Here is a 13,889-nt window from a genome sequence, read left to right as displayed (position 1 = left end):
CGTCCGGCGTCCGGCGTCAGTATTGCGCGTAGACCTCGGTACCCTTTTCATCGAACAGCAGCACCTGATAGGGATCCTGGCGGTCGCCCATTTCCATGCCGGGAGAGCCGATCGGCATGGCCGGTACGGTCAGGCCGACGGCCTCGGGGCGCTCTTCCAGCAGGCGTTTTACTTCCTTGGCCGGCACATGGCCCTCGATGGTATAGCCGTCGATGAAGGCGGTGTGGCAGGAACCCAGTCCCGCCCGCAGCCCGGCTTTTTCCTTGATCGGTTGCAGGTTTTGGGTTTCGTGTACCTTCACGTCGAAACCGTTTTCGCGCATGTGCTCCACCCACTTGATGCAACAGCCACAGGTAGGGGACTTGTACACCTCCAGACTGGCGGCGGAGGCGGCCATGCTGACCAGGGTGAGGGCGGCGCCCAGCAGTAGTTTTTTCATGATGCGGTTCCTTTTTTCATAAAAAATCAGTCGTTGACGATCAAAGTACCTTGGTACATCTGCATCTGACAGGTGAAACGGTATTTTCCCGGCTGCCGTGGTGTCAGCGTTATGGTGGTGGCTTTACCGGTGTCGAGAAATTCGGAGACGCCGAGATCGTGGAAAATCACCTGCTCCGCGCACGGGCTCGGATCACGGCGCAAGAAGCGCAGCGTCAGCGGTTGCCCGGCCCGGGCCTGAATTACCGAAGGTTCGTAAACACCATTGTCCACCACGATATCCAGCGGCGTGTCACCGGCGCGCTTGGCCGGGCCACGGCCGGATAGCCAGAACCACCAGACGATCAGGGCCATTAACAGCAGCCCGCCGAGATTGATTAGCCAGGTTGTCATACCCTTGCCTCCGCTTTGTCGCCCACCACCACCAGACGTTCCTTGTCCATCATCTGACCGAGTACGTTGACGGTTTCTTCCCGGGCCTGCTCCAAGCGCACGGAGCGGAACCCCGCCGCTTCCAGGGCGGCGACCAGATCGGGGCCGTCATACAAGGCGAAACCGTGTTCAAATACCGGCAGTTCCCGCATGCTGGCGCGGCTGCGCAGACCCAGGGCACAGCGCCCGCCGGGAGCAAGCAGTGCATGGATGCGCTCAAGTGCCGGCGCCAGCGGCTGCCAGAAATAAACCACATTCACCGCTACCACCCGGTCCATGCCGCCATCCGCCAACGGCGGCGCCAGCAGATCGCCGAGCAGGAAACGGGCGCGGCCTTTCTCCACCCAGTCGTGATTGGCGGCCCGTGCTTCACGGACCATCAGCGGGGACAGGTCCAGGCCGGTGTAATCGAGCCCCGGCCGGTCCCGCAGCAAGGTGGCCACATGACCGCCGCCACCGGGGCCGATCTCCAATACCCGCTGGCCGGGGCGGCAATCCAGGGCGGCGTAGGCCGCCTCGATTACCTCGGCGTTGCGCCGGTCCATGTTGGTGGCCACCTTGAGCCCGTCGTCGTCGTGGGGGCAGCGCAGCTGCGCCGCCAGTTGCTCAGGATTCACCACGGCTCTCCTCATTGTCGCGGGATGGATCGCGTGGCCGGAACAGACGCAGCCGGTTGGCGTTGGTGACCACCGTCACCGAGCTCAGCGACATGGCGGCACCGGCGATCACCGGGCTCAGCAGCCAACCGGTGAAGGGGTATAGAATGCCCGCCGCCACCGGGACCCCGAGGGTGTTGTAGGCAAAGGCGCCAAACAGATTCTGCTTGATGTTGCGCACGGTGGCCCGGGAAATCGCCATGGCGTCGGCCACGCCGTGCAGCGACCCCCCCATCAGGGTGATGGCGGCGGATTCGATGGCCACATCGGTACCGGTGCCGATAGCGAAGCCCACATCGGCCTGGGCCAGTGCCGGCGCATCGTTGATGCCGTCGCCGACCATTGCCACCTTGCGTCCTTCACCCTGCAGGCGCTGGATCTCGCGGGCCTTGTCCTCGGGGAGAACTTCGGCCAGCACCTTATCCACCCCGGCCTGGCGGGCGATGGCCTCGGCGCTGGTGCGCACATCCCCGGTGATCATCACCACGGTGAGGCCCAGATCGTGCAGGCGTTGGATGGCGGCGCGGGAGTCCTGCTTGATCGGATCGGCGACGCCGATCACGCCCAGCAGTTGCTGATCCCGCGCCAGGAACAACGGGGTGGCACCGTCCCGGCCGAGGGCTTCCGCCTGTTCTTCCAGGCCGCCGGCCACGCCTTCCTGGTCCAGCCAGCGGCGGTTGCCGAGCCGGAGCAGGGTGCCGTCCAGAAGGGCGCTGACGCCCTTGCCGTTGTGGGCCTGGAAATCGGTGACGGTTTCGGTTCGCAGCCCGCGTTCTTCGGCGGCGGCGAGAATAGCCCGCGCCAGCGGGTGTTCCGAGCCTGTTTCCAGCGACGCCGCCAGCGTCAGTACGGTGCTCTCGCTTTCACTGTCGATGGTGTGTACGCCGGTCACCGCCGGATGGCCCTCGGTAATGGTGCCGGTTTTATCCAACACGATGGTGTCCAGATCCCCGGCGGTTTGCAGTGCCTCGCCCTGGCGGATCAGGATGCCGGCCTCCGCCGCCTTGCCGACGCCGACCATCACCGACATCGGCGTGGCCAGTCCCAGCGCGCAGGGGCAGGCAATGATCAACACGGTTGTGGCGGCCACCATCATATGCACGATGCGCGGGTCCGGCCCAAGGTTGTACCAGGCCAGCGCCGCAGCCACCGCGATCAGCAGGATGGTGGGCACGAACACCGCCGAGATGCGGTCCGCCAGACGTCCGATGGGCGGTTTGGCGCCCTGGGCTTTTTTCACCAGAGCGATGATCTGCGCCAGGGCGGTATCCCGTCCCACCCGGGTGGCGCGATAGATCAGCGTGCCGCTGTCGTTGACGGTGCCGGCGGAGACCGTGTCGCCGGGGGTTTTGCTCACCGGCATCGGCTCGCCAGTGAGCATGGACTCGTCCAGGCGGCTTTCGCCTTCCTCCACTTCGCCGTCCACGGCGATTTTTTCGCCGGGGCGGACGCGCAACAGATCGCCGGCCTGTACCGATTCCACCGGTATGTCCCGTTCCTCGCCGTCACGGATGACCCGGGCGGTGCGGGCGCCCAGATCCAGCAGCCGGCGCACCGCTTCGCTGGTCTTGCCGCGGGCGCGCATCTCCAGGGCCTGGCCCAGGTTGATCAGGCCGATGATCATGGCGCTGGCCTCGAAGTACACATGGCGCGCCGCTTCCGGCAGCCAGTCCGGGAACAGCACCACCACCATGGAATAAGCCCAGGCCGCGCCGGTGCCCAGGGCGATGAGGGTGTCCATGTTGGCATTATGGTGGCGGCCCGCCTTCCAGGCGCCAATGAAGAAATGCCGCCCGGACCAGGCCAGCACCCCAAGGGTGATCAGGCCCACCGCCAGCCAGCTCCACTGACTGGCGGTGCCCGCCGTCACCATCATGGTGCCGCCGGCCAGCCCCCATGCCATCAGTGGGATACCCACCGCCAGGCCGATCACGGTATGGCGGATCAACTCGCGGTAATGCGCGTGTTCCTGTTCCTCACGCTGCTGATCGGCCTGTTGCTCATCGTCGATGACGCTGGCGCCATAGCCGGCCGCTTGCACCGCGTCTATCAGGGCCTGGGGGCGGGCGTTGCCGGCCACCCGCGCGGTGCGGTCGGCCAGATTCATACTGGCGTCGTGGACGCCTGCCACCCCGCTGAGCGCGGACTCGATGGTGCGCACACAGGAGGCGCAGGTGGCGCCAGTGATCGCCAGCAAATGTTCGCTTTCCTTCTGGGTGGGCCCGGCGCCACCGGTCCGAGTCTCCTGGGGAGCAGGGTGGCAGGCGGCAGCGTCGGCCTCGGCGTCTTCAGTGTCATCGGCCGCGTAGCCGCTTTCGGTCAAGGCGTCACGCAGCGCGGCCCGGTCGGCGCTGCCGCTGACGGTGACGGTTTGCTGCTCCAGATCGACCTCCGCGCTGGAGACCCCGGGTACCGCCAGCAGGGCCGTGCGGATCTTGCGGGCGCAGCCCTGGCAGGTCGCGCCCTGAATCGGCAAAGTCTGTTCGTTCATGGGATGGTCCTCCATGGAGAGCACTATCCAAGCCTGGGGTAACCCCAGGGTCAAGAACAAAACCATCCGTCATCGGGCCATTTTCCCATAACGGCATAGTACGCCGGATTTAAATCGCAAACTTTTATAAAAGCGTCATAAAACAACGACTGCCCCATGGCGGGGCAGTCGCCTCGGGTGCACCATGGGCGCACTGTTTTAGGCTGGGTGACGGGCCAACCTGTCAACAGGCGGTGCCCGTGTTGTTCGACCGGTTAATGAGGACCTGAATGATGAAAAAGACGTTGATGTTTTCCGCGCTTGCCGCTGCCACTCTGACCGGCAATGCCCTGGCTCAGAACGCGCCGGTGCGCGATAACGGATTCTCCTATACCTATGGCCAACTCGGCTATGACCGCTGGGATTACGACAATGGCCTGGACGTTGACGCACTGACCGCGGAAGGGGCCTTCGCTCTGGATGAGCACATCTTCCTGCGTGGTGGCGTGAGCTTCTACGACGGTGACTACAAGCGCTCCCGCTGGGACGACGATGTGGACGGCCACCGCATGTACATCGGGGCAGGCATGCATACCCCGCTGAATCGGGGCCTGGATCTGGAACTGATGGGTGACGTGATCTACGACGACAACGACTTCGACGATGAAATGGGCTATGCCCTGCGCGCGGGTCTGCGTCATCGTACCCTGGACATGGTGGAGTTGTCCGGTGGCGTGGTCTACGAGGATATCTATGACGACCAATTCGGTGTCTATGGTCAGGGCCTGCTGAATCTGACCCCGGCGGTGGATGTGGGCGCCCGCATCACCCTCGCCGATGATGTGGATACCTTCGGCGTTTTCGGCCGCTATAACTTCTAAGCCACGCTGATCGCCTGCTCTCCGAGGGGGCTGCGAAGCCGCTGTGGGAAGCTTGCTTGCAAGCGAATGGCCAAAACGCCCGGGGACATTCGCGGCCAAGCGGAGCGCCGCCCGGGCCGCTTCCCACAGCGGCTTCGTAATCAGATCGAAGGGACACGGCCGGATGTTGATCCGCAACCGCGGTCCCTCCCTGTTCGAGAAAATCCCTAGGGCTCGCCCTGATCGCCGTTCAGCCAGTTACTGATCGGCGCCCACTGCCCGCTTTCACCGGCCTGTTGCAGGGCCTTGCTGAAACCCGCTTTCTGTTTTTCCAGCGCCGCCCGCAAGGGGGCGAGATCGTCGCCGTTCAGTTGTGCCAGGGCGGCTTCCGGTAATATCTCGTGCACTATCATCAGGCTGTCCCCGGGGACCATCCGTTCTCCTTTCGCTGTTCCGCTCTCCGAGTCCTCCGTCCAGCGGCGAGCCCGACGCAGTCGCCGGTCCAGCAGCTTCAGACCACAGCGCAACTCCGCGGCGCTGACGCCGTCGGCACCCAGCAGAGGTGCCAGATCGTCCATGAGCAGAGTGCCGGCCACCCGCACATAGTCGTGGCGGCGCTGAGTGATCGGGGTGCCGGTGCTGAACTTCGAGACCGCCCGGGGCGAGCCATCATCGTTATGCAGCAACAACCATAGCGGCTGGAACCCCAGGCTCACCTCGCCGGACGCGGCCACCCGTTGCTGTTCCAACAGGGTGTCGCGGCGGATTGGCAGGGCCTGATCGTTGACGATGCCGGACTCTGGCCAGCTCGGAGTGGCATCCACATAGGCCGGATAGAGCGGCCAGTCGTCCACGCGCTCCAGCGACGACACCCGATCCCGGCCGCAGGCGCGGGTAGCCAGCACCAGCCAGAACCGGTTGGTGGTGCGGTACAGTTCCCGCCATTGTTCGATCAGCGTGGTAACGGCGTGTTCGTCGGTGCCGGCGGCAAAGGCTTCCAGTGCCTGACGCCAGGTCTCGAGAGCCGGTGTCAGTGCCTGGTCCGCTTGGCTGTCCAGCGTTTCCACCAGTGGGGTCCGCGCTGGCGGGGCCTGCTGTTGCGCGGGTTCGTTGCAGCCGGCCAGTGACAGTGCCGTCAGTACCAGCAGAGCTGCTTTTCTCATTGGCCCCGCCGCAGCGAAATGATCGGCCAGTCCCGCTCCCGGGCGGCCGCGGCCAGCTTGTCATCCGGGTCCACGGCCACTGGATGGGTGACTTCGCCCAGCAGCGGCAGATCATTGTGGGAATCGCTGTAGAACCAACTGCCGTCCAGGGATTCGCCGTGCTCCTCCAGCCATTGCCGCAGACGTTTGACCTTGCCGCCCTGATAGCAGGGGATGCCCGCCACCCTGCCGGTGTAACCCTGACTGGTCTTTTCCGCCCGGGTGGCCAGCAGATGCGGCACGCCCAGCCGTTCGGCGATGGGGGCGGTGATGAAATCGTTGGTGGCGGTAATGATCATCAGGGTATGGCCCTGATCGCGGTGTTCTTTCAGCAACGTTTCGGCCGCCGGCAGCCACAGGCCCTGGATCACGTCCTTCATGTACTGTTCGCGCCAGGCGTGGAGTTGCTCCAGAGGGCGCCCCACCAGTTCGCCGAGTACGAATTCCTGGTAGGCGATGATATCCAGGGTGCCGTCCAGGTAGTCCTGGTAAAAGCGGTCATTGGCGGTCTGGTAGGCGGCGGCGTCCACCAGGGACTGGCTGATCAGCCACTCCCCCCATTGATGGTCGGAATCGCCGGCAATAAGGGTGTTGTCCAGGTCAAAGATGGCCAGAGTCATGCTGGATCCCATGAAATAGAGAGAAAGGTTGGCGCCAGGAGCATAGCAAAGGCCGATCCGTTCGGCAGCCGATTGATCGAGGCTACCGGGACAAGGTTTAATGAGTGAGTATCGGAGCCGCCATGATGGCCATGGCGCGGCACGCCTTGTGTGTGCCCCTCCGGCCCCGGCGGGCCGGATGTTGCCGGCTCCCCCGGGTTTGGAAGACCATGACTGGCATTATTGATGAACAGGGGTATCGGCTGAATGTCGGTATCGTGATCGCGGGGCCCGATGGCCGGGTATTCTGGGGGCGCCGCGTTGGCAACCGGGATGCCTGGCAGTTTCCCCAGGGTGGCATGATGCCCGGGGAGACGCCGGAGGAGACCCTGTTCCGGGAATTGGAAGAAGAGGTCGGGCTGCGCCAGGAACACGTCAGCATTCTCGCCCATACCGAAGGCTGGCTGACCTACCGTTTGCCGCGCCGCTTCCTGCGCCCTCCACGCAACCGGCCCCGCTGTATCGGGCAACGGCAAAAATGGTTTCTGCTGCGGCTTAACGCGGCAGAGGCGGCCATCGACCTGACTCTGGGGCCGGAGCCGGAGTTTCAGGACTGGCGTTGGGTAAACTACTGGTATCCGATCCGCAAAGTGGTGCATTTCAAGCGCGCGGTCTATGCGCGAGCTCTGAGAGAACTGGCCCCAGCCCTGCCCAAGAGGAGCAAACATGCTTGATACCCTGCGCCGCATTGTGCAGGAAGTGAATAACGCGCCGGACATTCGCTCGGCCCTGGATCTTATGGCCCAGCGGGTGCGCGATGCCATGGGCACCGAAGTGTGCTCCATTTACTTGCGGGACAACGATCGGGAACGTTATGTGCTGATGGCCTCCGAGGGGCTCAAGCGCGAGGCGGTGGGCCGGGTCAGCCTGGGGCTGTCCGAGGGGCTGGTGGGCCAGGTGGGACAGCGCGAGGAGCCGATCAACCTGGAAGATGCCTTCGCCCACCCGAAATTCCACTATCTGGCGGAAACCGGTGAGGATCCATTCCACGCTTTTCTCGGTGTTCCGGTGATGCACCATGGCGAGGTGCTGGGCGTGCTGGTGGTGCAGCAACGTGACGCCCGCCGCTTTGACCAAAGTGAAGAGGCGTTCCTGGTCACCATCTCCGCCCAGCTGTCGGCGGTGATCGCCCATGCCCATGCGTCCGGCATTCTGTTCGAGCAATTGGAAACCCGCGAGCGCCAGGCCAGCATGTACGACGGCCAGCCCGGATCTTCCGGCGCCGCCATCGGCCTGGCCAAATTACTGTTTCCACAAACCGACCTGTCCGCGGTGCCGGATCGTGAAGCCGAGGATATCAGCGGCGAAATCGCCCTGCTGGACCACGCGCTGGTGCGGGTGCGCAAGGAAATCCGCGATCTGGCGGAACGCGCCAAGGCCAGCCTGGGGGCGGAAGAGCAGGCGCTGTTTGATGTGTACCTGCGCATGCTGGACCGTCATGCGCTGCCGGCGGAAGTGGTGGCCAAGATCCGCGAAGGGCACTGGGCCCAGGGCGCCTTGCGCATCGTGGTGGATGCCCACGTGCATAATTTCGAGATGATGGATGACCCCTACCTGCGTGAGCGGGCGGCGGACGTCCGTGATCTGGGGCGGCGGGTGCTGGCCCAGTTGCAGAGCCACAACCGGCGTGAGCTGGAATTTCCCCACGACTGTATTCTCATCGGCGAGGATATTTCCGCGCCGATGCTGATGGAACTGCCGCAGGAACGTATTGCCGGTATCGTCACTACTCGTGGGTCACGTAATTCGCACATGGCCATCGTGGCCCGGGCCATGGGTATTCCCACCGTGGTGGGGGCGATGAATCTGCCGCTGAAGAAGCTGGATGGCAAGGAACTGATCGTCGACGGTTTCCGGGGCCGGGTGGTGGCCAATGCCACCCCGGAACTGAGGCATCAGTTCGAGGAGCTGATCGCCGAAGAGCAGAGCTTGTTGGAAGGTCTGGAGAAACTGCGTGATCTGCCGGCGGAAACCGAGGACGGGGTCAGTGTCCAGCTGCAGGTGAACACAGGACTGATGACCGACATCAACCGCTCCCTGGAGCGCGGCGCCCAGGGCGTGGGCCTGTACCGCAGCGAAATTCCGTTCATGATCCGTGACCGCTTTCCCTCCGAGGAAGAGCAGCGTGTGTTGTACCGGGAGCAATTGCAGGCGTTCGCGCCGTTGCCGGTGACCATGCGCACACTGGACGTGGGGGGCGACAAGTCATTGAGCTATTTCCCCATCGAGGAGGACAACCCGTTCCTCGGCTGGCGGGGTATCCGGGTCACTCTGGATCACCCGGAAATTTTCATCGTCCAGGTACGGGCCATGCTCAAGGCCGCCGCTGGGCTCAACAACCTGCGGATCATGCTGCCGATGGTCACCAATGTGTTCGAGGCGGAGGAGGCCCAGCATCTGATCCATCGCGCCTGGCTGGAAGTGCGCGAGGAAGGGGTGGACGTGGACATGCCTCCGGTGGGGGTGATGATCGAGGTGCCGGCCACCATTTACCAGGCCCGGGCCCTGGCCCAGCGGGTGGATTTCCTGTCCGTGGGCACCAACGATCTGACCCAGTATCTGCTGGCGGTGGATCGCAATAACCGCCAGGTGTCGGACCTGTATAACTCTTTCCATCCGTCGGTGCTGCATGCGCTGCTGCATGTGGTGGAGCAGGCCCATGCCGAGGGCAAACCGGTATCGGTGTGCGGGGAAATGGCCGGTGATCCGGCGTCCGCTCTGCTGCTGATGGCGATGGGGTTCGACGCCTTGTCCATGAATGCCTCCAACCTGTTACGGGTCAAGGCGGCGGTGCGGCAGGTCAACATGGGCTTTCTGCGTCGCCTGCTCAACGAGGTGCTGGCCATGGACAACGGCGAGGTGATCACCGCCTACATGGATCTGCAACTGACCAAGGTCGGCCTGGGCGATCTGATCCGCCACCGCGCCCCCGCGGCGGCGTAGTTCGCGTGCAAGCACGCTTACCACAGCGGCTTCGTATCGACTTGTGGGAAGCGTGCTTGCACGCGAATGATCCTTCCCCTGGATCGGCGGGATGCCCCGCTCAACTGTCCGTCGGCGCCCCATCCGCCTTGCCATCCGCCCGCCAGCACTGCTCGCGCATCATCGGAGCCCCTTCCCGGGGCAGCAGCACCGCCGAACTGGCGCGGGTGCCGTACTGTCGCGACTGAATGAAGATCGGCGCTACCAGCCGTTCCAGTTCCCGGTCCACGCCGGTATCCGGAAGTTCTTCTTCCGGCGGTTGGTAAGGGTCCACTACCACGCCGAGCAGATCGTGGAGAGAGGATGCGCCAAGAGCGCCCTCTCCCTCCAGCACCCGGGCCAGCCGCTGCTTGCCACGCTCCACCTTGGGCCAGGGATCGTCCAGTATGCCGTTGGAAAGACCGTGCAGGCCCGGTTTCACCGGCTGCGCCGCCGGCCCGCGGTTGCTCAGGTACCACAGGCTCTCGCGGTCCCCGACCAGCAAATTGAAACCGGAATAAAGATGCTCGTCCGCTTCCAGCGACCGGCAAAACAGTTCGGGGCTCTGATGGCTCTCCAGAAAGGCCTGTGGCAGCAGCCCCCGGGACAGCTCACCGACGGTGCGTTCGGCCACTGGTTCCCGGTAATTGGTGACCACCGCGAAGCGGCCGTCGCGATGGATGCCCAGCCAGGTGCCGCCAGCCCGCCGATCCAGGCCGCAGAACACATCGCCGCGCCAGCGGGCCGGTTCCGCCGGCCGTTGATGGAATTCGTCACGATTGGCGGAAACCGCCAGAGGGTAGGCATCACCGGGCTGCCAGCGGAACAAAACAATACACATGGGCGTCTCTTTCTGGATCGGAAAACGGAATCGGGAAAACGGTCCGCTTAGGGCCTGTTCGCACTATTTCCATCGCGCCTGCTGGATGCCGTTTTTGCCTCCAGCCAGGCGGAGGGCGCGCGGTTTGGTCATTCCAAATGAGCAACCGACAACGCCGCTGGAGGTAAAAAGGGCTCCAGCCCTTCGGGTTACGGCTAAAACGTCACTACTCTGCGTTACTCGTCGCTCATTTGGAATGACCAAACTTCTCTCCTCGTGCCTGGATTGGCGACGTTTTAGCCGCAACGGGCGCTATGGAAATAGTGTGAACAGGCCCTAGCTGCTAGCATACCGGCTCGGCGCGTACCTGGCGAAAGCGGTCGGTGGCGCGGCGCTTTATCTGTTTGTCCGACTTACTTTGTCAGAGGAATGGGCCCGCCATGACCCTGTTTTTGATCTGCGCCCTGATCGGTGTGTTCGCCGGACTGCTGGGCGGCGCTCTGGGGCTCGGCGGTGGTGTGGTGATCGTGCCGCCGCTGATTTACCTTTATCACGCCATGGGCATCGACCCCCAGGTGGTGGCCCAGCTGGCGGTGGGGACCTCGCTTTGCACTATCATCGTCACCTCGATCAGTTCCGTGCACACGCACCACCGGGCCGGCTTCGTGCGTTGGCCGGTGGCGTTCCGGCTCGGTGTCGGTATCGTGGTGGGGGCGCTGATCGGCGCGGTCATCGCCGACCGGCTGTCCGGACCGATGTTGACCCGATTGTTCGGCGTGTTCGCGGTACTGGTGGCATTGCAGATGCTGCTCAGCGGCCGCCGCAAGCAGCAGCAGGGCGAGGAGCGGGTGCCTGGAAGCGCCGGCCTCGCCGGGGCCGGCGGTGTGATCGGCACCATCTCCAGTCTGTTTGGTATCGGTGGTGGTTCGCTGACCGTCCCGTTTTTGTCCTGGTGCCGGTTGCCGATGCAAAATGCGGTGGCGATCTCCGCCGCCTGTGGCTTGCCGATCGCGCTGGCCGGCACGTTGGGTTTCATCATCACCGGTTGGGGCAAGCCGGGGCTGCCGCAATGGGCGCTGGGCTATGTGTACTTCCCCGCGGCGCTGGCCATCGTCGTCACCAGTTTTCCGATGGCGCGGGTGGGCGCGCGGCTCAGCCACCGCCTGCCTTCCGCCACCCTGAAGCGTATTTTCGCCGTGGTGCTGATCGTGATCGGCACCGAACTGATGCTTGGTTAGGGAGCCTTTGATGACCTTCCCGCAAATCGATCCCGTGCTGGTCTCCCTGGGGCCGTTGCAGATTCACTGGTACGGGGTGATGTACATGATCGGCTTCGCCGGCGGCTGGTGGCTGGCGAAGACGCGAGCGGACCGGCCCGGCAGCGGCTGGACCCGGCAGCAGGTCAGTGACCTGCTGTTCTACGCGGCGCTGGGGGTGATCCTCGGCGGCCGCGTGGGCTACGTTCTGTTCTATGGTTTCGACCGGTTTCTCGACAACCCGCTGTGGTTGTTCCAGATCTGGACCGGCGGCATGAGCTTCCATGGTGGCGCTCTGGGCGTGCTCTTCGCGTTCTGGCTGTTCGCCCGTCGCACCGGCAAGCGCTATTTCCAGGTGGCGGATTTCGCCGTGCCGGTGGTACCCATCGGTCTGGGGGCCGGCCGTTTCGGTAATTTCATCAACGGTGAACTGTGGGGGCGCGCCTCGGACATGCCCTGGGCCATGGTCTTCCCCTCCGACCCCATGGGCGTGCCACGCCACCCTTCCCAGCTCTATGAGTTTTTCCTGGAAGGAGTGGTGCTGTTCCTGGTGCTGTGGATCTACTCCGCCAAACCGCGGCCGGCGGGTTCGGTCACCGGCCTGTTTGGCATTGGCTACGGGCTTTCGCGGATACTGGTGGAATTCTTCCGCGAGCCGGATGCGCACATCGGTTACCTGGCCGGGGGCTGGCTGACCATGGGTATGCTGTTGAGCCTCCCCATGGTGCTGATCGGCGCCGCCATGGTGGTCTGGGCGTATCGACATGATCAGCGGAGAGCGGCGGTATGAAGCAATATCTCGATCTGTTGCGGGAAGTGCGTGAGCACGGCATTCAGAAAGGGGATCGTACCGGTACTGGTACCTTGTCCCTGTTCGGTTATCAGATGCGCTTCGATCTGCGCGACGGCTTCCCGTTGCTGACCACCAAGAAGGTGCATCTCAAGTCCATTGTCCATGAGTTGCTGTGGTTCCTGGCCGGTGATACCAACATCGGCTACTTGAAGGACAACGGCGTTTCGATCTGGGACGAGTGGGCCACCGAAGCCGGTGACCTGGGGCCGGTGTACGGGGCGCAGTGGCGCTCCTGGGCGACCCCGGACGGCCGTGTGATCGATCAGATCAGTGAGGTGCTGGAAGAGATCCGCCGTAACCCGGACTCCCGGCGGCTGATCGTCAGCGCCTGGAATCCAGCGGTGCTGCCGGATCCGTCGGTGTCGCCGGATCAGAACGCGGCGCAAGGCCGGCAGGCGTTACCGCCCTGTCATTGCCTGTTCCAGTTCTACGTGTCCGACGGCCGGCTCAGCTGCCAGCTTTATCAGCGCAGTGGGGATGTGTTCCTGGGCGTGCCTTTCAATATCGCCTCCTATGCGCTGCTGACGTTGATGATGGCTCAGGTCTGCGATCTGCGGCCGGGGGTGTTCGTGCATACCCTGGGCGATGCCCATCTCTACAGCAATCACCTGGAGCAGGCGGATACTCAACTGGCGCGGGAGCCCCGCGCTCTGCCCACCATGCATCTCAATCCGGAGGTGCGTGACCTGTTCGCCTTCCGTTATGAGGATTTCACCCTGGAAGGCTATGACCCCCATCCTCTGATCAAGGCGCCGATCGCGGTATGAAGGAAAGCAACGAGCAAGGCGTGCGGGTGGCGATGATCGTGGCCATGGCCCGCAATCGGGTGATCGGCCGCGACAACAAACTGCCCTGGTATCTGCCCAACGATCTGAAATACTTCAAGCGCACCACTTTGGGCAAACCGGTGGTGATGGGGCGGCTGACCTGGGAATCCCTGGGGCGGCCATTGCCGGGCCGCACCAACATCGTCATCAGCCGGGACCCGGACTACCAGGCCGAGGGCGGCAGGGTGGTGGCGGATCTGGATCAGGCCTTGGAGCTGGCGGAAAGCGTGGCGTTCATCGATGGCCAGGATGAAGTGATGATCCTGGGTGGCGCGCAGATCTATGCCCTGGCACTGCCCCGGGCGGACCGGCTCTATATCACCGAAGTGCAGGCGGATGTGGAGGGGGATGCCTGGTTTCCGCGGTGGGACCGGTCGGAATGGGTGGAGCGGGGCCGGGAATCCTTCAAGGCGGAAGGCCCGAACCCGTACGATTACGATTTCGTGGTTTTCGAC

Annotated in this window: 14 protein-coding genes; 7 read left to right on the top strand and 7 right to left on the bottom strand. The window is 63.9% G+C overall.

All coding sequences use genetic code 11. The features are described 5' to 3' along the window. Positions 1–16: 16 nt before the first annotated feature. Genes A6D6_RS20575 through A6D6_RS20560 form a run of 4 tightly spaced genes read right to left on the bottom strand, consistent with a single transcriptional unit; the run spans position 17 to position 4,017 of the window. Positions 17–439 carry a DUF411 domain-containing protein gene (locus tag A6D6_RS20575; RefSeq protein ID WP_133492245.1) on the bottom strand — a complete coding sequence of 141 codons (423 nt, stop codon included), beginning with the start codon at positions 437–439 and terminating at the stop codon, positions 17–19. Positions 440–465: 26 nt separating this feature from the next. Continuing rightward, on the bottom strand, positions 466–831 hold the full coding sequence (locus tag A6D6_RS20570) for a cupredoxin domain-containing protein (protein WP_133492244.1): 366 nt from the start codon (positions 829–831) through the stop codon (positions 466–468). Then, entirely contained in the window at positions 828–1,487 is a 660-nt protein-coding gene (locus A6D6_RS20565; RefSeq protein ID WP_133492243.1) for a class I SAM-dependent methyltransferase, read from the bottom strand. The genes A6D6_RS20570 and A6D6_RS20565 overlap by 4 nt, the downstream gene beginning before the upstream one ends. After that, positions 1,477–4,017: a heavy metal translocating P-type ATPase gene (locus A6D6_RS20560; protein WP_201303867.1), complete on the bottom strand. Its 2,541-nt coding sequence runs from the start codon at positions 4,015–4,017 to the stop codon at positions 1,477–1,479. Before A6D6_RS20560 ends, A6D6_RS20565 begins: the two co-directional genes overlap by 11 nt. A 269-nt stretch (positions 4,018–4,286) precedes the next feature. Here A6D6_RS20560 and A6D6_RS20555 point away from each other — a divergent pair, with 269 nt between their 5' ends. After that, positions 4,287–4,877: a hypothetical protein gene (locus A6D6_RS20555; RefSeq protein ID WP_133492241.1), complete on the top strand. Its 591-nt coding sequence runs from the start codon at positions 4,287–4,289 to the stop codon at positions 4,875–4,877. A gap of 206 nt (positions 4,878–5,083) precedes the next feature. Here A6D6_RS20555 and A6D6_RS20550 read toward each other — a convergent pair whose 3' ends face one another. Both A6D6_RS20550 and A6D6_RS20545 read right to left on the bottom strand, forming a co-directional pair. After that, on the bottom strand, positions 5,084–6,019 hold the full coding sequence (locus A6D6_RS20550) for a hypothetical protein (RefSeq protein ID WP_133492240.1): 936 nt from the start codon (positions 6,017–6,019) through the stop codon (positions 5,084–5,086). Further along, complete coding sequence (locus A6D6_RS20545; RefSeq protein ID WP_159661733.1) at positions 6,016–6,678, bottom strand: histidinol-phosphatase; 663 nt, start codon at positions 6,676–6,678, stop codon at positions 6,016–6,018. Before A6D6_RS20545 ends, A6D6_RS20550 begins: the two co-directional genes overlap by 4 nt. 209 nt (positions 6,679–6,887) lie before the next feature. Between A6D6_RS20545 and A6D6_RS20540 the strand changes: the two genes are divergently transcribed. Both A6D6_RS20540 and ptsP read left to right on the top strand, forming a co-directional pair. After that, positions 6,888–7,391, top strand: a complete 504-nt coding sequence (locus A6D6_RS20540) for an RNA pyrophosphohydrolase (protein WP_133492238.1) — start codon at positions 6,888–6,890, stop codon at positions 7,389–7,391. Further along, positions 7,384–9,660 carry a phosphoenolpyruvate--protein phosphotransferase gene (gene ptsP, locus A6D6_RS20535; protein ID WP_159661732.1) on the top strand — a complete coding sequence of 759 codons (2,277 nt, stop codon included), beginning with the start codon at positions 7,384–7,386 and terminating at the stop codon, positions 9,658–9,660. Before A6D6_RS20540 ends, ptsP begins: the two co-directional genes overlap by 8 nt. Before the next feature lie 100 nt (positions 9,661–9,760). Here the strand turns inward: ptsP and A6D6_RS20530 are convergent, their stop codons facing one another. Further along, positions 9,761–10,519 (bottom strand): NRDE family protein, encoded by a 759-nt coding sequence (locus A6D6_RS20530; RefSeq protein ID WP_159661731.1) that lies wholly within the window; start codon positions 10,517–10,519, stop codon positions 9,761–9,763. A 419-nt stretch (positions 10,520–10,938) separates the two neighbouring features. On the opposite strand from A6D6_RS20530, the gene A6D6_RS20525 reads away from it, so the two are divergent. The 4 genes from A6D6_RS20525 to A6D6_RS20510 all read left to right on the top strand — a co-directional run. Further along, on the top strand, positions 10,939–11,736 hold the full coding sequence (locus tag A6D6_RS20525; RefSeq protein WP_133492235.1) for a sulfite exporter TauE/SafE family protein: 798 nt from the start codon (positions 10,939–10,941) through the stop codon (positions 11,734–11,736). Between the two features lie 10 nt (positions 11,737–11,746). Next, the gene (gene lgt / locus A6D6_RS20520) at positions 11,747–12,544 is read left to right on the top strand and encodes a prolipoprotein diacylglyceryl transferase (protein WP_199466592.1); all 798 of its coding nucleotides are present in this window, start codon (positions 11,747–11,749) and stop codon (positions 12,542–12,544) included. Next, on the top strand, positions 12,541–13,374 hold the full coding sequence (locus A6D6_RS20515) for a thymidylate synthase (protein ID WP_133492234.1): 834 nt from the start codon (positions 12,541–12,543) through the stop codon (positions 13,372–13,374). Before lgt ends, A6D6_RS20515 begins: the two co-directional genes overlap by 4 nt. Beyond that, on the top strand, positions 13,371–13,889 hold a 519-nt coding region (locus A6D6_RS20510), incomplete at its 3' end, for a dihydrofolate reductase (protein WP_201303866.1). The genes A6D6_RS20515 and A6D6_RS20510, both read left to right, overlap by 4 nt.

It is taken from the genome of Alcanivorax xiamenensis (assembly GCF_009846745.1).
In the GTDB taxonomy this organism is placed as follows: Bacteria; Pseudomonadota; Gammaproteobacteria; order Pseudomonadales; family Alcanivoracaceae; genus Alloalcanivorax; species Alloalcanivorax xiamenensis.
Note: the sequence above shows the minus strand (reverse complement) of the source record. Positions and strands in the feature narration are given on the sequence as shown.